The organism is Methanosarcina soligelidi, from assembly GCF_000744315.1.
In the GTDB taxonomy this organism is placed as follows: Archaea; Halobacteriota; Methanosarcinia; order Methanosarcinales; family Methanosarcinaceae; genus Methanosarcina; species Methanosarcina mazei.
Window position 1 is genome coordinate 647,415 of sequence record NZ_JQLR01000001.1, and the last position, 20,421, is coordinate 667,835.

Genomic DNA, 20,421 nt, shown 5'->3' on the forward strand with positions numbered 1-20,421 from the left:
TTTCAGGTATCTTTTGAGTTAAAATTTAATTCCATCCCTGAAATGAATATTCTGGCTTAAATTTTCAGGGATTTGTTTTTATATTAGGATTAAATCTATCTGACTACTTTTAAAAGCAATTAACTTATTTTCAACTTTTATAACCCATGATTCTGATAACACATTAAATATTTACAAATTATTTGGAGGTATGCATTAATAGTGTTGCAGAGGAGAGAGACAATATATTCAGAAATCAAGCTCCTTAAGCCTTAGAGAATATAAAGGGTTCCATTATTTCTTTTAAATTTATTTTAGATTTCCACAGATAACTTTTTTTAAGCTTAGAGAGTTATAGTTAAGTGCATTGGGGATACAGATGAACGAAAATAACTGGATACATAGACAGGGAGAAAAAAAGAATAAAGGAATCCTGATTTTAATTCTTATTATTCTGGTCGCAGGTGTAACTATTACCCTTTCAACTTCCCAAACCGAAATGACGGTTTACGTAAGTACTGACGGGAGTGGGGATTTCAACTGTGATGGCACCGATGACCATATAGAGATTAATGAAGCCCTCGCATATGTAGCAGAAAACCCTGAGTTTACAACAGTTCATTTGAAAGGTCCAAACACATACCTAATCTCAGACAGCATTTTTGTGGGGAGCAATACTATCCTGGAAGGGGACCCTACAGCCGTGATAAAACTTAAGGATAAAGCAGACTGGCCATTGGAGAAGCCCCTTATTACCCAGAGAGACAGCTCGGAAAGCCAGAATATTACTGTAAAAGGTTTTGAAATTGACGGGAACCATGATGGAAATAGAGAAAAAAGCAGGGGAAAAGGATATTATAACCTGGTTCACTTCCTGAACTGCAAAAATATCAGAGTTTATGATATGTACATGCACGACAGCCATGGAGATGGATTGAAAGTTGTAAAAGGCTCTGATATCCAGTTTTATAATAACACAGTATATAAAGTCGGGCATGATGCTCTTTATATCATCTACAGTTCAGACATAGGGGCATGGAACAATAAAATAACATGCAGAACAAATAGCGGGCTCAGGGTATATAATGGAAATCATGTGAAATTCTATAATAATATCATTAATTCCGAGGGAGAAGGGGGAGCCGGGATTGAGATCCAGAAAACGGGTTCTTCAACGGTAATGGATGATATTGAGATTTATAATAACCTGCTGTACGAGACAAATGCAGCAGGGATCTGGATTACTGGTTACGGGTCTGTATATTCAAAAGATTCCGCAAAAGATGTATACATACACAATAACAGATTTTACAAAACCGGAATTAATCCTGGCGCTGCCTGGGCAGGGGGCGTGGTCCTCAACGGATTTTATAATACCCTTATAGAAGACAATGTATTCGATGGGTGCTACGGAGCGGCAATTGCCCATAAACAGGTAGATGAAGAGTTTTCATCTCCGGGGTCAGATTATACGACCACTGCTAGAAATAATATAATAATTAATACCCGGTCAAGTCCTACAGCCGGAGAAGGTTATGCGTTTTATAATCAGTTAGAAGACAGTCATTCATTTATCCTACAAAATAACTGTCTCCTGAACAATGCCGGTGGGAACTACATGCATGCTGAATCTACATCGGACAGGGAAGCCACTCCCGAACTGATAGAGCAGCTGAATAAAGACGACCTTTCAGAGATACAGGATTTGCCCTGTGCAGAGGCGATAAAGTCCGGCCCACAGAATATATCGTATGAAATAGATGACGGCATTGATATAGGACAGAAAAAAGGTCTTATATATGAGATAAAAAGAACGATTTCAGAGATTATAAGATCCATAAAAAAGATTTTTTTAAGTTTTATTTCGGGAGAATCTGACAATGAGGAACTTGAAATTGTCTTACCCCTAGTAATCTCAGACAATAGACTGAAGGAAGAAAATCCTGACTCGACGTTGAGGGACACTGAATATATCGACGTTGGAGAAAGCCCGGATGGCGGGAAGTACAGAGGAGTTATACTTTTTGAGCTGGGACAACTGAATAAAACAAATAAAATTGAAAAAGCAACTCTTTCTCTATTCTGGTATTACCCCGAAGAATCCCGAAAGGAAGATACTATTCTCGAATTATACAGGCCTGAAAAATGGTGTGAAGAACATATTTCGTGGGGCGCGAGAGAAATAAACACTCCATGGAAAAATCCAGGGGGGGACTGGTACGATAAAAATGGAGTATCTCAGGGCAGTACTCCTTATTCCACAATAACTTTTAAGGGTAGCAGTTTTCCTGATAACAGGTATTATGAGCTGGACGTAACAGAGCTTGTAAAGGAATACATTAGTGGAAAATATGAAAACACCGGATTCCTTATAAAAACCAGAGCGGAAGACAGTGACTATATTGCATTTTACAGTTCGGAATGGCAAAACAAAAATCAGATGCCAAGACTTTCAATAGAATATAAAAATGAATGTAACTATTCAGGGTATAGTTAACGGCGCTCTCTTGAGCGCCGCTATAATACCCTCCAAAACAGGTAATCCGTTCTTTCTAATTGTAGAGATGTAAGCTCTAATTCTGCAGAAAGCTTCCGCTCCTTGTATAGTTCTGAAAGTTCCTGATATTTTCTGCTGTAATTTCATCATCCTGATATCTCTTTCTGCTTGATTATTCTCAAACGGAACTTTCAAATCTGTCAGGAATCTCAGAATATTTTCTTTGTGTTCTATAAACCTATCTAGCAGATTCCTTGCTTTTGTTTTTGGATTTTTTCCACGTTTTCCTTTCTTTTCAGGATTTAGAGATTGTGGATTTTCTTCAATTCCTTTAATTATGATAGCATCGAACCTTTCTTCCAATGCTTTAATTTGCTCAAAATCCAGTTCTTTGACTTGATCCTTGCATTCGTCGGTATACTTTTTCATCTCAGTGAGCAATTCATTCATTTCTTTAGCCCACTGCTGTTTATAGTTCTCTTCAATTCCAGTAAGTTCTCTCTGTAAATGAGCATTACAGAGAGCATGATCACAGTCATAAACGTTGTAAGGTTTCCATCCGTCGTGAACTGCTACTCCCTTAAACTCCGGAAGAATACCCATAGCGTCTATTGCTTCTGCTCCTCTTTTTGAGTGAGGTAAATAACAGGTGTATTTCTCATTAGAAGCTACATGAAGCCAGTGTCGTTTTCCTTCGATCTTCATACCAGTTTCATCAAAATGGACAACATGAGAAATCATTAATTTCTCTCGAATAATGTTTTCAAAACACTCTAAATTCTGGAAACATTCTTTTTCTGCTCTAATTATCGTAGCAGGACAGATTTTTATTCCCATTATGTCCTCAAAAAATTCGGAAATTCTTTCATAGGGGATAAAATGGTGATTTTTACAGTAAATAGCTGAAGCTAAAATATTTGGACCATACTGAACTGGATATTTAACTGATTCAGGAAAAACAGCTTTATTTATTTTTCCACAGTAAGGGCAGGTCTTTATCTGACTTTTGTGTTCTGTAACAATCAGATTTACAGGAGGAATATCAAAGACCTGTCTTTTCTCATAGGCTTCAACTTCAACATTCTCAAGAGTATGGCCACATTCTTTGCAGCAACTCAAAGAATGTTCTATTACCTACTCAGGATGATCAACCATTTCAAGAGTTGTTCCTGGATGACCATCTTGACCTCCAGGTTTTTTGCCACTCTTTTTACGGAGACTCTTGGGGTTAGGTTTCTCCTTGATAAAAAAATCAGTAGAAGGAGGGCGACTGCTGTTACGACTGTTTTGGTTTAAACGAGATTCTAATACCTTTACACGTTCTTCGAGTTCAGCAATACGAATAGATTGTTCTTCTATGATAGTCTCAAGCCTCTGGATTACAGAAATTACAGCTTCAGGACCAGCGTCATAAATGATAAGAATCTCTTCACGTGTAAGCATAATAACGAAAGGAAATAGGATTCAATTTATATGCAATTTTTCCTCGAAAAGAGGAAAAATTGTAGCCTTTCAAAGGCTCTACCTGAATAGTTACAAATGAATAATATAACAGGGAAATGTGGCGAAAATTATAAGATATGGATATGAGACAGGAAGCATTTAGAAATGCATCATATCTGAAAATAAAGTCATATCAGATTGAGTCCCTGAATGTAAGGTTATATCCCCAAAACAGATACCTGATCCAAATGGTTTTTTACTCCAGATATTAACAAGCGGACAAAGATATGCAGAAAAACCAATAGATATTCAGGCTCTTAATGATGATTAAAATAAATAGAAAAAGATCTGGGAGATAAATTCCAGACCTTAACGAGCAAGTCCTACTCTTTCATTTCTTTTCTTCTCTACCTGCATGTCAAAGAGCATTCCGAAAAGGAGCATCTGGAGCCCTGTACCCAGTACGAGGAAGCCAAGAAGTGGGTAATATGACGGAAGCGTGTTTTGAAGCAATAGCTGGAAAATTCCCCAGAAAGCCAGGAGGACACTCAGAGGTAATGCGAGCATCCCGAGGAAGTAAAATAGCACAAGGGGATGGAAATCCAGGACAGTGTATTTGACCCTGAGCCTCCAGAGGAAACCCCTGAAAAGCATGGGTGAGACCTTACGGACATATTTGCTATATTTTATAGATGACTTCTCTCTTCCATAACGGGCAGGAATGACCACATCCATTACCCTCATTCCAAAGGCATTAAGCTTGATCAGCAGGTCGTTACAGTACCCGTAATAAGGATAGACTGCATCCAGATCGATAACTTCAAGAGCCTGCCTTGAAATGGCTGTGTACCCATTTTGTGGGTCCATTATGTGCCAGTATCCACTTCCTATCTTGGTCAGGAAGCTCAGAAGAAGGTTTCCAAAAGACCTCAACCTGCTCATCCCGGTCATAAAATTGTCTGAAAGAAGCCTGTTGCCCTTTGTATAGTCGGCAAGTCCTTCGATAATCGGAAAGATCAATCTCGGAAGATGGGCAGGATCCATCTGGTTATCCCCAGCCATAACTGCTACAATATCCATTTCATCTTTCAGAGCGAGTTTATACCCGCTAATTATCCCTGCCCCGACGCCCCTATTTACCTCGTGACGCAGATAAACTATTCTCGAGTCTCCGAACTTTTTGACTATTTCTCCTGTCCGGTCAGTGCTTCCATCATCAATCACATATATACGGTCCACATACTCTGGAATTCCGCTGAGAGTCTCACCGATAAGCAGTTCTTCGTTGTATGCAGGAACAACAACTCCTATGCGGGTACTCTCAAGCTTCCGAAATGCTGGGTCGACATCAAAGCTCAGATAGTTAACCTTAAGTTTTTCAGTCTTTGCCGCAGAAAGCAGGGACTTTAAAGACATGTGCTCTTTGCCTGAACTTATATTCTGAAGTGACCTTGAGGTTACGGCAAGAAAGCCTATTTTTTCTTTAAAGGTGCTTTTCCCGTTAAGAAGCATCACAGCTTCCTGTTCACAGGAAACACGGCAGGGCCAGGAACCTACTGACAGGTCAAACCCCTGCCTTAAAGGCTCAAGGACATGGGAAAGCAAATCTATATCCTGCATGCACTCCGGATAGATGAGAACCACAAGCTCAGAATCAAGTGACGCCCTGTAGAGGACTTTAAGCAAAGCTTCCTCCCCTCCTGCAAGAGGAATAACTCTTGCCCCACCCAGAGCTGCCACTTCCATGGTTCTGTCAGTAGACCCTTTGTCAAGCACAAGTACACGATCTGCATAACTCGCCGCAAGCAGAACCTTGCTACCGATGGAAGCCTCCTCATTTTGGGCTGGAATCAGGACCGTAAACTCATGTCTTAGAGGCCTATCGGAAAGTTGAGATGGCGATGAAACTATACTAACAGGATCGGAAATTAAAGAATTGAAACAAAGTGTAAGGGCTGAATACAAACCCTCTCCACCCCCTTATGAGTATGCATTATACTATAACCCCCAGTATGTGTATAAATGCAAAAATATTAAAGGCTATCATTTGAAAGATATTTGGAACAAAATATATATAAAGTTAACATCTGACTGAAAATAATCTATGAAAATATTAATAACTTACGACAATATCCCTGCATTAAATAGAGACCTGATTATATATAAGTGTAAATTATATATTTTCACTATCGCGGTTTTTAGGCACAGGAGATATTAGAAATTAAGGCATATTCTCCCCATGTTTGGAAAATAATGCATTTGAAAGGGAGATTCTTGAGAAAAGCCAGTTTATTCACTGTAAATTTATGTATCAAAGAAAAAAGTAAAAAAATTATATGATTCAAAAATAAACAAATGTTTTCCAGATCAGAATGCTTTAACGGCTCCGCTACCCGAGGGAAATACTATATAAAAAATATTGAATCCCGGAGCACACGTGATACCTGCCCTGACTCAGTTACCTGCCATAAAGTTACTCTCCGGGATGAATATATGCTGGGACTAAATCAACCTGCGGCATCGGGCAGATAAAATAGTATGTAGAAGGAATAGTATTATTCATTTAAAGAATAATGTAGTCCCCGAATAAAAAATAATACAAAATAATCACTGTAGAAAGATCCTGCTTCTCATTCAGTAGCTGTTAAGGAAAATAATATGTCTACAGGAAGCTTATTTAGCCTTCCGAGTATAGTGAAAAGAGAAAGCTGCGAGAAAAAGGGGAGATATAAAAATTTAATATGTAAATCCTGTTTCAGAAGGCACAAAACTGTTCTTGAAGTTGCCTTGTTGAGAGATGTCCAGGAAAAATATTGAAAGTGTTAACAGGAGTTAAAAATTAAAACATAGAAGTCAGAGATATTAAAATAATCATCGTACACTGACATAAAATATTAGTGCAAGACTAAAACTTATATTCGAAGAATATTTATTCATTTAGAGGGAAGGTTTACCTGTAAAACTCAGGGTTGCCAGATGGGAATAAAGGGCTACAACTTTTAACTTACAGGTATTCCGAAAGGTTTTCCATATAAAGGGAGTATAATGGAAAACTGAGCCATAACCAATTTAAAAAAGAAGTAAGAACTAAAACCTGTATTTAAAGGATGAATTTTTAATTTACTGATAACATATTATTTGTGTTAAAATAGTGTGCTTTTCAGAAAAGGAAGAAAAAGCACATGATGGATATTTATTGTGGGGGAAAAAGAATTGATACGTGTAGGAGTGGTTGGAACCGGCTATATGGGAGAAAACCATGTCAGAATATATAGCGAAATGGAAGATGTAAGACTGATAGGTATATCCGATCCCAATTCTTCAAGGGTAAAAGAGCTTGCGGCAAGATATGACACATTGCCTTTTTCTGATCACAAAAAGATGTTCGGGAAAACAAATCTTGACGCGATAAGTATTGCAGCTCCTACTACCCTTCACTGTCCTATAGTGCTTGACGCCCTCGAAGCGGGAGTTGATGTGCTTGTAGAAAAGCCTATTGCAGACAGCGTGGAAAATGCAACTGCAATGATCGAATCCGCTGAAGAGATGGACAGGCATCTGATGGTAGGCCATATAGAAAGATTTAACCCTGCAGTCCTGAAATTAAAAGAGGTAGTTGACTCAGGAGTCCTGGGGAAAATAGTCTCAGTTTCGACAAGAAGAGTCGGTCCCTATAACCCAAGGATAAGAGATGTTGGTGTAATTCTGGATATAGGAGTCCATGATATAGATATAATCTCTTTTATTTACGGGATGAAGATAAACCAGGTTTATGCCATAGCTGGCTCGGATATCCACTCTTTTGAGGATCATGCAACTATTCATCTGCGCCTTAACCATTCGTACTCAGGACTTGTAGAAACTAACTGGCTTACTCCGCATAAAATTAGGAAGCTTACAGCCGTTGGCGTTAAAGGAGTTACATATCTTGATTATCTCGACCAGAGTGTTGAGTTTCATGACAATGGCTGGGTACAGACAGCCAGGATAGAAAAAGCTGAGCCTCTGCAAAAAGAGCTTTCCCATTTTATCTGCTGTTCCAGAGACGGAACCTGTCCGAGTCCTTCAGGGGAAGAAGGAAAACATGCTCTTGAAGTGGCTTTAGCTGCAATTCAATCATACAGGGAAGAAAAAATGATAGAGATCTGAAACTGCAGCCAGATGAAGCAACCTCCATACATTTGCCCGTTAACCTGCCTTTATTTACGGATAGAAAAATATTACGCAAAGTAAACACTACGCAAAGTAAACACTACGGAAAGAACTTATAGGTTCTAAAAAGTCAGCTTTAGGGAGCCACGATGCTTCTGCTTTCAAGAATAAATAAAAAATGGAGCCCGTTATGGGACTTCTTGAATTTACTCTAACCATGAAGGATGCCCCTTCTTTTAACATTCAGTTTTCTGGACTTCAAGTACGCGCTGGTTCTCAGGAAAAGATTGATTTTCACAACTGGACTCTGCAAAGAGATTTTTGACAGCTGCTGAAATGGTACTTATTCACAGAATAAACGCCAAGAAATTACAAAAAAATTCACGTTGTAGCTCAGAAAAGGCTCATAGATGGATTCAAACATTCAGGTCTGTGGCTGATGGAAAGTAAAATACAAAAGTCAGAGATAATTATTAAATCTAAAAAAGTAAAAGAGTCATCAATTAAAAGAAACATAATTAGTCTAAACAAAGAGAAGTGATAGATATCAATCCTTAAAAAGAAAGAAAAAAAGGATGTGCAACCTGATGAACAGGGGACGTCGGGTTACAAAAATTCTTCATCGGGAAACTATATAACCTCAAAGAAAGTTTAGTATGTAGTGGGTAATATGGAAATTGTAAAAAAGTGTAAAGAGACATTTACCGGGAATCTTGACATGATTCTCAGCTTCATGGGATTTAGCCTGGGCCTGTTCATTGTTTCATTATATTACCTTATCAATTTAAACCAGCAAGACATTGGACTTGCTGTTCTTTTTGCCTGCTTAATCTATTACGTTTTCAGAAAAAAATTTAAAAACGAAGCCCCTATTTCCCCGGGAAAAGATGAATTAAAGAGCGCACTTAATCTATCCTTTTACTTCGTATTTCTGATAAGCATTTTGATTTATAGCATGCACCTTTATTACAGGCCGTTATCTTACTTTATACTTTTATGCGTACTTGCAGGGATCATAGCCTCGGAAATTCTCTATGTAAAGAAAGGAGACCGAGTAGCTCCCATCCTGCTGCAAATATTCCTCCTTTCAATTCTCATAAGGTCCGGAATTTATTATAATTTTCCAAGCCTTATGGGTTATGATGCTTATGCACATGCCGGAATAGCAAAATTGATTACAGAGACAGGAACCGTTCCTCCAATTGAAATCAGCAGTAAATATTTTTATTACCCACTTGCCCATATTTTTGTTTCCATGACCCAGCTGATGGGCGGGCTGGACGTCAAAGATGGATTCTTTTATTCCATAGGTTTTGCTAATATCTTTATCACGGCGGGGATTTACCTTATAGGAAAAAAACTTGAAGGCCCCCAGATGGGGTTACTTGCTGCTTTGTTGATAAACCTTAATAACCACAATATTGTCACCGGAATTACCAACATAACACCGGGTTCCCTGGTTCTCTGCTACTTTATAATCATTCTCTACGCGGTCTTCAGCGAAAAGCCTGGTCTGGTTCAGGCAGGTCTTCTTCTTCTGGCTACAATCCTGATGGTGCTGACCCACCAGCTGACCACATTTGTTGTTTTTCTGGCTATGATCTCGATTCTGGCGGGAAAATATCTGCATAACCTTCTTTATGGCAGTTTGCCCACCGCATCAGGCAGCTTCAATTACATACTTTTTTTTGTAATCAGTCTGCAGACCTACTGGATGTTTACATATGTCACCCGGGATACTTCTTTTTTTGAAATGATCTTCAAACCTCTTGTAGAAGTGCTCCAGTCAGGGTCCAGCTACTCAAGTGATGAGCTTATCGTAGGAAGCGCGACCAGCCAGAGCTCAATGGAAGTACTGATACTTCATATAAGCTACCTTGCCCTGCCTTTCTTTGCAATAGGAGGAGTTCTAACCTGGTTTTCCCGCAGGGACGCCGAAAAAATAAATAAATTTTCAATTGCCCTTGTTGTTGCAATTTTATATGGTTTAGCCTATGGGATTCCTTTGCTTGGCATGAGAAATTTCCTTACAAGCAGGTGGTTCCCATTGATAGCAGTATTTCTGGTACTTGTGTCTGCATCATATATGCTAAAACTTGTGAGCCTGTTCAGCTCCAGAAAAGCAAAAGTTTCTGCGGTATTTGCCATAATGCTGTTATTTTCATTTGTAATGATAACAACACCGGGAATAAATAAAGACAACCCTCTTGTAGGAAAAGATACAACTGTAAGAAACCAGTTCAAGAATATTGAAATCCAGGCTGTAAAAACTCTAACTGGAATGTATTCTGGAGGCATCTTGATGGACTCTCCCTATGATAGCTGCCTTTTTTACAGGGACCCTGGATATGATGTAAATAACGCAACATATTTCGATACTGAGCAGATAGAGTCAAAAGAAATAAGTGGCGACCATATGATACTGCTTAGAAGATCGTCCCTTGGTGAACCAGTATCCATAAATGATCCGGAAAGATACGGAGTAAATATAATCAGGCCATTACCTGCAGAGTTCTTTAACAGTTTCGATGCTCCGGAATATGAACTTGTATATGACAACGCAGAAGTACTGGCTTACCTTAAAAAGAGCAAAGAAGCAAACTAATAAGAATTCATTGGAAACTAGTATCGTGAAAACCCAAATGTTTAACATATATTTTAATGACTACCGTCAGCTGATATTGTTTTGATCTAAATTGATGATCCATAATTAAGTTTTCATGGTACTAGTACTGTGATTCCGAAGTGTGTTCATAAAACTTGATGTTTTAATCTGTCCAATGATCGTGGATTTTCCAATTAAATAAGGAACTCACTTTGGAATCGAAGCACTAGATAAGAATTCATTGGAAACTATTATATAAATCGCCTGAGTGAAAGCTCTTATCCATGACCGGAACTGGTTTAATATATAAAAAAGGTTGAAACCCCATGTCAAACTTTATTACTAACGTACTGAAACTGGTATCAGGTAGTGTTACTGCACAGATCCTGGGCATACTTCTCATACCTATAATCACAAGAATTTATAACCCGGATGATTTTGGAATTTTTCAGCTCTTCATATCAATATCAGGCATACTTGTAATAGTTTCTACTTTTTCGTATCAGCTGGCTATAATGTTGCCCAAAACAGAGGAAGACGCTGCAAATATTACCTCTGTGTGCGTCGTACTGGTGACTCTCATATCCATACTTACAGGCGTTGTGGTCTTATTTATCCCGGAAGACATCAATATTTTTAATACTCCTGGGATTTCGAAATATCTTCCTCTCCTGCCAGTGATAATATTCCTCAATGGGATGTTTTTTGTACAAAACTACTGGCTTTCAAGAAAAACCCGGTTTGGGGTTATTGCAGGGTCCAGAGTTTCAAACACCCTGACCTCAAAAATATCTCAAATAGGGCTTGCAAAAATGAGTGTCACTCCATTCGGCCTGATAGGAGGATACATTGCAGGATATGCATTTGCAGACATTGTCATGCTGAAAGGTGTTAAAAAAGACATTCAGATTTTCAAAAAGGTATCAGTAAAAAGAATGAAAGAGGTAGCCATCCAGTATAAGAAGTTCCCATTATTCAGCTTCTGGTCATCTATCGCGAACACCATATCCCCACAGGTCCCTGCCTTTCTGCTCGCATACTTTTACAGCACTGCGGTAGTAGGGCATTTCTCACTGGCAAATCAGGTTGTAAACCTGCCAATGGGAATTGTCGGCGGCGCTATAGGGCAGGTTTTTTTCCAGAAAGTGAGCGAGGTTAAAAACGGGAATGGAGAAGGAGATATGAAAGTCATAGTTGGCGAAGTATATAACAAACTGATTTCAATAGGTCTCTTCCCCATGATACTCCTGGTTATTCTTGGAGAGCAGATATTCACTTTTGCTTTCGGAGAAGAGTGGGGCATTTCAGGGACATATGTGAGAATCCTTGTACCCTGGATATTTCTTGTCTTTCTGTCTTCGCCTATTACAACCCTCTATAACGTATTTGAAAAACAGAAAGTCTGGCTCATTTTCAGCATGTCTCTCCTTGTCTCAAGAGTGGTGGCGCTGGTTATCGGAGGAAGGTATGGGAGCCCTGAGTTTGCTCTTGCCCTGTATAGTTTTACGGGAATTGTGTTCTGGCTATGGAACAATGCATACCTCCTGGGGCTTGCAGGAATTAGTAAGAAAGAGAGTTTAGAAGTGCTTATAAAATATGCAATAATAGGCTTTGCAGTTTCTATCCCTCTAATTCTGGTAGAACTGATTTCTTCGAGCTTTTATGTAATAATAATTACAGCTGTTATCACAACGGTCATGTATTATGCGATAACCCTTCACGAAGACCCTATGTTCAAAAAAATGTTCTCATCTTTTCTTATAAAAGTAAAAAATAGAAGCTAAGATGAGAATTGTATTTTTCTGAAAAAATAAGCTCAGGTAGAAGCTATCATTTAAAGGGCTTCTACAAATTTTTAATAAATCAGATCAGGGGAAAGACCCTGATATCAGTTTTTCAGTTTACCTGATTTCCAGGAAAAGAATTCCTTCTATTCCCCAATCATTCATTTTCTTCATGCGTAGCCTGATATAATATCCTCATGAGAGAATACTTTTTGCTGCGGAGGGTTACTCTATAATAAGGAACAATCTTTGGAGAAAATCCCATAATAAAGTCCGTAAATCTTGGAATGTTTGCTGCCATTACGTTCATATATTCAAAATTTCTGGATTTAAGGTCGAGAAACTCATTATAATATAAAAGCGCATTTGGACCCATTCTGCCAAAATCGGGGTTAAGGGCTGAAGACCAGGTGACAGTGCACTTCTTACCATACAGGTTCAGATGAGATGCAACTGCTTCACCTTCAGGAGTCTCCGAGACAAACATATAGCCAGCATCTTTTTCCGCTACCAATTTAAACACTCTTTCAAAGAATTCCTTTGGTACAGGGAGCTTCAGATTCTGTTTATCATATACAAGAGAAAGAAGGTGATAATAAGTTTCAGGGTCATTTGAGATTCTTGTTTTAAGGCCTGCTTCCTCAGCGCTCTTAAGTTCTCTCCGGATTTTCCTGGAGAGATTGCTGTCTACATTTTCTTTAAGGTCCAGGTGGTGAGTATAATACACACTCGATTCCCATCCTTTCCAGGTAAAAGGTCTTACATCCTCAAGCCCCGGGGCAAGTGTTAGAGTAATGCTGTCAAACCCCTGCTTGCAGAGGAATTCCCTGAGAGCTCCTAAAATCTCGTGCGTGTCCTGCATACGTTTGCTGACTTTAGAACTCCCCCCTTCTTTTATGAGGGGACCGCAATAATCAGTCATATTACAGGTGGAAGATGCTATTTTCACCATTCCTTTAATATTTTTAATGAAAATGGGACATCCCCCTACAAGTTCACCATTCCTGAAGCAGCCATAAATCCTTAAGTCTCTGGAAAGGACATCTCTGCAAATTCCCAGCCAGTCACTGGTATGAAAGAGCGTACCGGGTTGAGCTTTTTCAACAAGCAAATCCCATTCTTTGTATTCAGACGGTACTAATTCTCTGACTTCAATTTCGTCCATTTTAAGCCCCGTTTAAGAGATAATAGTTATATCTTCAATAAGTTATGAAATTAGTAGAAAGATGAATTTCGTGTATCAATCCTTGAGTCCGGATTTGCAGACTCTGTCTACCTTTTTAGCAACGCTGTACCAGCTGTAATTTTCAGTAACATAACTTAAACCTTTTGAGCCCATTTTCTCTCTCAATTCCCGGTTTTCAAGAAGCTTCAAAATAGCCTTCGCGAGAGCTTCGTGATTTTCCGGAGGGACTGAGAAACCGCCTTCTGAAGCCTTGAGAGCATCGGCGACCCCGCTGATCGCACTTGCAACAACCGGCTTTCCACATGCCATATACTCATACAATTTCAGAGGAGAAAGCCCTATTTTTGCATTTCTTGCCAGGATAAAGGGGGCGGCGCAGACATCGCTTGCATTGATATAGACCGGTACGCGGTCATAAGGGACCACGCCTGTAAAAATAAATCTGCCATCAACCCCAAGATCTCTTGAGAGGTTTAAAAGTTCATTCTTCATAACTCCGTCACCGACAATAAGAAAACGGCAGTCAGGGTATCTGGAGAGTATTGAAGGAGCTGCCTGTACAAGATACTCAACTCCCTGCCAGGGGGCGAGGTTTCCCACGAAGCAGACATAAGGAGATCCCGGGTCAAGCCCGAGTTCTTTTCTGCATGAGCCCGGCTCAAGAGGTTTAAACATAGTAGTATTTGCTCCGTTGGGCACCACGGTTATTTTCTCACCGGGAATCCCGTAAACACTCTCAAGATTCTCTTTTATTCCAGGAGTCACAGCTATAATCTTATCCGAAAACCCAAGGGCTTTTTTCAGAACCAGAACCTTTAACCTTGATTTGGCAGAAGAAAAATACCCGGAAAAACTGCCTTTTCTATTGCCCTGCAAAGATTGTGCTTCACCATGTCTTGATTTTATAAGACTTGTCTCGTCCTCTGGAATTCCATTCAATTCATAAACCAGGGCTTTACACCTGCTCCTGCAGAAGATCCCGGCAAGAAAGCCGAAATTGGGGTTTCTGGTATAGAGTACGTCAAAAGTTTCGGAACTGACCAGGCCCGCAGAGTTCCTGAAATAATTAATAGTAAGAGCGAGCAGGCTTCCGGGCCTTACGTAATGACAGCGGATATTATCAAGATGTGAAAGAGTAGAACTATCCGTGGTGAAGATATGAACTTCATTCTCCAGCTCTGCCAGGTTGCTTACAAGTTCATGCCTGTGAATAAGCGACCCGTCAGCCAGGTAAAGAGGCCACACGATGTCCAGAAAGAGCATTTTCATACAATCACCTTAACAAAATACTCTATTAAAATATTTTAAAGTGATCATTGCTCTCCCTGCTCGGGCTCTGTAGAATTGTTGTTTAAAACTCCCGAAACTCTGGAAAACAAAAATCCCAGGCCCTGGCTTCTGTAATAATTTCTTATCTCCATATCCTGGATTTTCACATCTTTTTTAATAACCGAATTCAGGTAACCGTAAAAATACGCAGTACCAGTGTAATAAGGAGATTTCAGGCAATAATAAAGCGTATTGAATAGAACCATGGGAAGGCTTTTATCTACGTAATGAGCCATCCAGCCATTTTTAACATATCCATTCCAGAGACCTTCTCCTGCACTCGTTTTCCTTGTCTGGACCTCAACGACATCTGCATACTGCTTCAGCTGCCAGCCCCTGAGAATTGCTTTAGTATTGGAGATGGAGTCAGGGGAAGGCTCTACCTGATAGCCCCCAGTTTCGAGGAAACAGGCTTTTCTCCAGAGCCTGCCAGTGCCACGGGGCAGGTTTTTATCTGAAACTTCCCGTGAAAGCTTGTCGCCCGTATCATAATAAACCCCACCGCTTGCAATCCCGAGAGAGGAGTCCTTTTCAAATTCGTCTATTAATTTTCCAAAATAGTTTTCTTCCAGTATGGTATCGGCGTCAAGAAGACCTATATAGTCATACTCAATGCCGTTTTCTCTGCAGTATTCCAGCGTATAATCAAATCCCTGTTTGCAGACGTAGCTGTAGTGAAAAGTTATATCCCTGGGCCTTGGAGGAAGCCTTATACTCCGAATCCAGGAATATTTTGTTTTCAGGTCTTCGAGAATATGAGGAGTTCCGTCCGTACTTCCGTCGTCCACTATGATCCAGAGTACAGGCGTGATTTTCTGCCCGGCAACAGACCTGGAAACTTCAGGCAGGTTTTTTTCTTCATTTCTTGCAGGTGTGATCAGAAGATATCTTCCTTTAGAATCAGGCTCCATTTTCCCACCACCTGTAGATCTCTTCTCCGCTTGTGATCCATGCTCCTTTTTCGGAACAGTATTGCAGTGCTTTTTCGTAAAGCTTTATCCAGTCTTTTCTGAAACTGCACCCAAAAACGAAGTTATGCCACAGAAGGGTAATGACCCCATTGAGCCCTGCTGCAGTATCTATAAGATCCTTTGTGCATCTCCAGGCTTCCTCAAAGGAACTTGAGGCTTTGAAAAGAGCAACATCCATTACAGTAAGCGGAATCTCCAGGATATTAATCTCCCGTTCCTTATTCAGATTATATGGTTTGAAAGGGTGGCACATGCCGTTTCTGAAACCTGCTAATTCGCTATAGCCAAAAGTTGAGTCATAGCCGAAACCTGCATCTGCCAGCAGTTCCCAGGTTTCCGGAGTTTTAAATCTGAGATAATGGTTACGAAACCCCAGGACTTTTTTTCCCAGGACTTTTTCAAGGCTTTTCTTTTCATTATTCAGAGCTTCGAGATTGTCATATGAATAATATCCACCATGAAGTCCGGCTTCCCATCCTCTATCAGAAATATCTCCCAGAAGGTTTTCCAGATCTTCGATATCATATCTGAATCTGACCGGGTCTTCCCTGCTGGCTAAGAAATAAAAAGAGGACTTTGCCCCGAACCCTTCCTCAAGGTCCATGATATCGGAGAAGTTAAGGTAAGGCGAGTATTCAGGCCCTTTAAATCTCCAGAGAAACGGAGCTGTTAAGCCCCGGAAATCCAGACTCTTCAGGCAGCTAACCGAAGACAGCAAACTGTGAGAGAAAGGAGGATAAATATCATCCATATCATGAGTTAAACACACAGCAAAGGTTTTATTTTCCGGGAATTCGACTTTCAGCCCATTTTCCACCAGATATCTGGAAACTTCAGGACTTGAGGCGTTTTTCAGATCTTCTTCGGTGAAAAAGAAACGCCCATGTTCATCAAGCTTGCTGGGCTGATATTCTTTTTTCCGGGTAAAAAGGTCCCAGACATCTGCTTTTTGCTTTAATAAATCATACATGGCTCTCATCCGAGACCTTAGATACGGAAAATCCCTTCTTTTCCCCTCGCTTTTCCCCAGGAATCCCTTCTATGAGTTTTACCATGAATTCGGTTACATCAACTTTGTCCCTTAGAAGGGCGTCTCTCTTAAGACCCCAGGTTTTCTTAAGTTCGGGGTCCTTAAGGAGCTCCACCGCCTTTTTCAGGGCTGCTTCCGAATTGCTATAATTGAACAGAAGACCGTAGTTCTCTTCAAGTTCCGAGAAGTTTCCCATGCTTCCTGCAAGAGATGAAACATAAATAGACGGTGTACCAAGGATTGCACTTTCAACAGCCATAGTTGCACCTTCACCTACACACAGGGTAGCATAATAAAGAAGACTGTGAATTTTTTCAGAGGGGACCTTAATTTTATATTTGTCAAACTCTTCTGCCATTTGCCCTTCCGAGGAAATGAAGACCTTCCCGAATTTTTCCAGTTCCTGGATAAGTGGTAGTTTATTATTGATTCCATGCTGCCCTACATCATGATGTGCGCCCCATGAGATAAAGCGTAAAATCACAAATGTTTCACCTGCCTCCACACCGAGTTCTTTCAAAACCTCAGGATTTGGAGAAAAATAAGCAGGGTGAAGATACGCCATTTCATGATAGCCTCTGTATCTGATTTGTTTTGGTCCCACGTCTTTTTTAAAGGACGCAGGCGTGCAGATGATATCACAGAAAGGATAAGTCATTTTTTGAGCTAATTCTGCGTGTTCAGTGTCATTAAAGATTATAGATTTCTTTCCCAGTGCCCAGGCCACATGAGCAGCTTCGGGAGAAAGAATACCAATAAAGAGATCTGGATTAAATTTGCGAGCGATTTTATAAAGTTTGGATTCTCTTATGAACAATTCTTCAAGGAGGTAGATTTTACCCTTCTTGACCTTGCTCAGAACTGTATGCGGGATATTATAAGCATTTAATAATTCAATTACAACATCCTTATCTCTTGAGACAACCAGAACTTGATGTCCCTTTTTTTCAAGGTTCCATATAGCATTTTTGAAAAAGTGAACATGGGCCGGATGCCCGATATCAACAATGACCCTCAAGGTTTTCACTCCCTAACTGATTCCCGCTTATAAATATTGACGCAGGGAAAAGAGCAGCATTTCCTGGAGGAAGGCAGCGGTGGAAGGAAGGTAAGAAGGATTTAATGCCAGATCCGTTAGCAGATAAGGCGATGCTTTCAAGAAACCAGTGAGTCTTTCTGCCTCAGATATAAAGAAGCAGTAGGTTGTACCCTGGTTCTTCTTAAGTCCCTTTTTTCCGAACCTTACTATCAGACTGTTGTCCTTTAATCTCCCTGCTGCTGACAACAGGATGTCGGCAACAGCCCCCCGGCTATAGCCCCACCCTATTGCAGTGCCTCCTTAAACTTAATTTTTTGATTATGACAGGATCACTAACAAACACTATTATGCTTAGAAGATGAATAGTCCGTGAATAAATAGTTTTTGGAAGTAAGGTTCTGAACTAAAATGTTTAAAAAACTGAGACCATCATAAGTTCTGGTTTTAACTTCATAAATGAAGAAGAATAACCTCTCACAGCATTCTGAGATTTTGATATGGAATTCTTCCGGGATAATGAAAGAAAAATAGGAGTGATGTAAAAAATGAGAAGGGTCAGGGAGATAACCCTGTAAAAATAATTTCCAGGCCTGCAAAAAGAAAGTTAGCGACAAAGCAAATTAGTAGCGGGAATATTCCAATATCAATAGAGTCTATAGAAAAATGATCTTCTTTTCTGGAAGTCAGAAGCATTTCTTTTATTCCCACAAGGGCTATCAGTCCCAGGACTATTATCCTGTAATATTCAGGTATTCCAAAGTCCGTATAAACAAAACAGACGCCTGAACCGGGAAAATTATTCCCCATCATCAGTTTTTCTGAACCCAGAGCCAGCATTGAAAGCACTGCAAATCCCCCGTAATTGGTAAAGGTATTGTTAAAACATATACTAAATTCTAACTATAGAAACCTATAAACTGTCAAACTATATAAATATTTGAACAGACACGAAAAGGATAAATATATTAAAGCCTGAAATCGAGAACCTTCCAGATTTAGAAATATGAAAGAGACAGGCTATCAAAAAATAAATAAGAATTGGGATCGATTACCTGTCAATTCCCGAAAAAGAGGTCAAGATTATGAAAGTTTCTGTTATAGGTTCAGGGTATGTGGGTTCGGTCACCGCTGCTTGCTTTGCAGAAGTCGGGCACGAAGTTATCTGCGTAGATATTGACAGGAAAAAAACGGAGCAGATAAACGCAGGCATCCCTCCCATTTATGAAGAAGGACTTGGAGAGCTTTTGCAAAAATATGCAGGAAAAAAGCTCATAGCAATTACTGATTATGAACTTGCGGTCAAAGAGACAGAGATCTCCTTTATCTGTGTAGGGACACCTTCTGCAGATGACGGGACTATAGACCTTTCAATTGTCAGGGCAGCAGCAGCAGGTATAGGTAAAGCCCTTGCAAAAAAAGATGCTTATCATGTAGTGGTGGTAAAAAGTACAGTAGTTCCTGAAACTACAGAAAAATTCGTCCTCCCCATTCTTGAGGAAACATCAGGAAAGAAAGCCGGAAAAGACTTTGGTGTGGCAATGAATCCGGAGTTCCTGAGGGAAGGAAAGGCAGTCCAGGATTTTATGAACCCGGATAAAATAGTGGTCGGTGCAATTGACAAAAGATCAGGAGATCTTGTTTCCGAGCTTTATCGCACATTTGAATGTGAGGTCACGCGCACAGGCCCTGCAACTGCAGAAATGATAAAATATGCAAACAACTCCCTGCTTGCAACCAAGATTTCTTTTGCCAATGAAATAGGAAATATTTGCAAAAAAATGGGGATAGATACATATGAGGTCATGGAAGCAGTTGGTAAAGACTTCAGAATTTCCCCGAAATTCCTGAACTCAGGGGCAGGTTTCGGAGGGTCCTGCTTCCCAAAGGACGTCAAAGCTCTTATAGGAAAAGCAAAAACAATAGGATACTCTCCAGTACTACTTGAGTCCGTAATAGCTGTAAATGAGAAACAGCCTCTTCTTATGACCGAAATCCTGCAAAGAAAAATAGGAAACCCTGCGGACAAAAAGATTGCTGTTCTCGGACTTGCCTTCAAGAATGAAACTGACGATATAAGAGAATCCAGGTCAATTCCTGTAATTGCCGAACTTCTTAGACTTGGGGCAAAAGTTTCAGCTTATGACCCGATGGCAGCTGAAAACATGAAACGTATTTTCCCTTCAATCGAATACTGTGACAATGCCTCAGATGCGCTTAAAGATGCAGACGCCTGTCTTGTGATGACAGAGTGGGATGAGTTCAGAGACCTTGACTCCGAATTCCAGAACATGAAAGAAAAAATAATTATTGATGGAAGGCGGATAATCAAAGCTAAAAATATTGATTATGAGGGGCTCTGCTGGTGAAAACCAGCAGGGTCAACCCTTTCCATATACCAATATCATA

12 protein-coding genes and 1 pseudogene are annotated in these 20,421 nt (G+C 40.0%); 5 read left to right on the forward strand and 8 right to left on the reverse strand.

The features are described 5' to 3' along the window. Window positions 1–358: 358 nt before the first annotated feature. Complete coding sequence (locus M886_RS02955) at window positions 359–2,476, forward strand: disaggregatase related repeat-containing protein (protein WP_048050628.1); 2,118 nt, start codon at window positions 359–361, stop codon at window positions 2,474–2,476. Here the strand turns inward: M886_RS02955 and M886_RS02960 are convergent. Both M886_RS02960 and M886_RS02970 read right to left on the reverse strand, forming a co-directional pair. Then, window positions 2,462–3,919 (reverse strand): annotated as a pseudogene (locus tag M886_RS02960) (IS66-like element ISMma15 family transposase). The gene M886_RS02955 and the pseudogene M886_RS02960 sit on opposite strands and share 15 nt — an antisense overlap. 369 nt (window positions 3,920–4,288) lie before the next feature. Next, window positions 4,289–5,884, reverse strand: a complete 1,596-nt coding sequence (locus M886_RS02970) for a glycosyltransferase family 2 protein (RefSeq protein ID WP_011033070.1) — start codon at window positions 5,882–5,884, stop codon at window positions 4,289–4,291. 1,248 nt (window positions 5,885–7,132) lie between these two features. Between M886_RS02970 and M886_RS02975 the strand changes: the two genes are divergently transcribed. The 3 genes from M886_RS02975 to M886_RS02985 all read left to right on the forward strand — a co-directional run bounded on the left by M886_RS02975 (window position 7,133) and on the right by M886_RS02985 (window position 12,460). Beyond that, a complete protein-coding gene (locus M886_RS02975) occupies window positions 7,133–8,068 on the forward strand; it encodes a UDP-N-acetylglucosamine 3-dehydrogenase (protein WP_230633320.1) in 936 nt (311 codons plus the stop codon). Between the two features lie 673 nt (window positions 8,069–8,741). Continuing rightward, window positions 8,742–10,676 carry a hypothetical protein gene (locus tag M886_RS02980; protein ID WP_048045863.1) on the forward strand — a complete coding sequence of 645 codons (1,935 nt, stop codon included), beginning with the start codon at window positions 8,742–8,744 and terminating at the stop codon, window positions 10,674–10,676. A gap of 326 nt (window positions 10,677–11,002) precedes the next feature. Then, window positions 11,003–12,460: a lipopolysaccharide biosynthesis protein gene (locus tag M886_RS02985; protein WP_011033073.1), complete on the forward strand. Its 1,458-nt coding sequence runs from the start codon at window positions 11,003–11,005 to the stop codon at window positions 12,458–12,460. Between the two features lie 157 nt (window positions 12,461–12,617). Here M886_RS02985 and M886_RS02990 read toward each other — a convergent pair whose 3' ends face one another. The 6 genes from M886_RS02990 to M886_RS03020 form a co-directional block, all read right to left on the reverse strand. Next, window positions 12,618–13,625: a GNAT family N-acetyltransferase gene (locus M886_RS02990; RefSeq protein WP_048039301.1), complete on the reverse strand. Its 1,008-nt coding sequence runs from the start codon at window positions 13,623–13,625 to the stop codon at window positions 12,618–12,620. A 75-nt stretch (window positions 13,626–13,700) separates the two neighbouring features. Further along, window positions 13,701–14,915, reverse strand: a complete 1,215-nt coding sequence (locus M886_RS02995) for a glycosyltransferase family 4 protein (protein ID WP_011033075.1) — start codon at window positions 14,913–14,915, stop codon at window positions 13,701–13,703. A 44-nt stretch (window positions 14,916–14,959) separates the two neighbouring features. Continuing rightward, window positions 14,960–15,886 (reverse strand): glycosyltransferase family 2 protein, encoded by a 927-nt coding sequence (locus tag M886_RS03000; protein ID WP_015411601.1) that lies wholly within the window; start codon window positions 15,884–15,886, stop codon window positions 14,960–14,962. Continuing rightward, window positions 15,876–16,925, reverse strand: a complete 1,050-nt coding sequence (locus M886_RS03005; protein ID WP_011033077.1) for a polysaccharide deacetylase family protein — start codon at window positions 16,923–16,925, stop codon at window positions 15,876–15,878. Before M886_RS03005 ends, M886_RS03000 begins: the two co-directional genes overlap by 11 nt. Then, the gene (locus M886_RS03010) at window positions 16,909–17,994 is read right to left on the reverse strand and encodes a DUF354 domain-containing protein (protein WP_015411603.1); all 1,086 of its coding nucleotides are present in this window, start codon (window positions 17,992–17,994) and stop codon (window positions 16,909–16,911) included. The genes M886_RS03005 and M886_RS03010 overlap by 17 nt, the downstream gene beginning before the upstream one ends. Window positions 17,995–18,570: 576 nt before the next feature. Further along, entirely contained in the window at window positions 18,571–18,852 is a 282-nt protein-coding gene (locus M886_RS03020) for a hypothetical protein (protein ID WP_226987736.1), read from the reverse strand. 245 nt (window positions 18,853–19,097) lie between these two features. Between M886_RS03020 and M886_RS03025 the strand changes: the two genes are divergently transcribed. Beyond that, the gene (locus M886_RS03025; RefSeq protein WP_048037467.1) at window positions 19,098–20,381 is read left to right on the forward strand and encodes a UDP-glucose dehydrogenase family protein; all 1,284 of its coding nucleotides are present in this window, start codon (window positions 19,098–19,100) and stop codon (window positions 20,379–20,381) included. The last annotated feature ends 40 nt before the right edge of the window (window positions 20,382–20,421 follow it).

Coding starts and splice junctions, on each gene's coding strand:
- M886_RS02955 (WP_048050628.1), top strand. CDS start 359: ATGAACGAAAATAACTGGATACATAGACAGGGAGAAAAAAAGAATAAA.
- M886_RS02990 (WP_048039301.1), bottom strand. CDS start 13,625: ATGGACGAAATTGAAGTCAGAGAATTAGTACCGTCTGAATACAAAGAA.
- M886_RS03025 (WP_048037467.1), top strand. CDS start 19,098: ATGAAAGTTTCTGTTATAGGTTCAGGGTATGTGGGTTCGGTCACCGCT.
- M886_RS03020 (WP_226987736.1), bottom strand. CDS start 18,852: ATGCTGGCTCTGGGTTCAGAAAAACTGATGATGGGGAATAATTTTCCC.
- M886_RS03005 (WP_011033077.1), bottom strand. CDS start 16,925: ATGAGAGCCATGTATGATTTATTAAAGCAAAAAGCAGATGTCTGGGAC.
- M886_RS02985 (WP_011033073.1), top strand. CDS start 11,003: ATGTCAAACTTTATTACTAACGTACTGAAACTGGTATCAGGTAGTGTT.
- M886_RS02980 (WP_048045863.1), top strand. CDS start 8,742: ATGGAAATTGTAAAAAAGTGTAAAGAGACATTTACCGGGAATCTTGAC.
- M886_RS02995 (WP_011033075.1), bottom strand. CDS start 14,915: ATGAAAATGCTCTTTCTGGACATCGTGTGGCCTCTTTACCTGGCTGAC.
- M886_RS03000 (WP_015411601.1), bottom strand. CDS start 15,886: ATGGAGCCTGATTCTAAAGGAAGATATCTTCTGATCACACCTGCAAGA.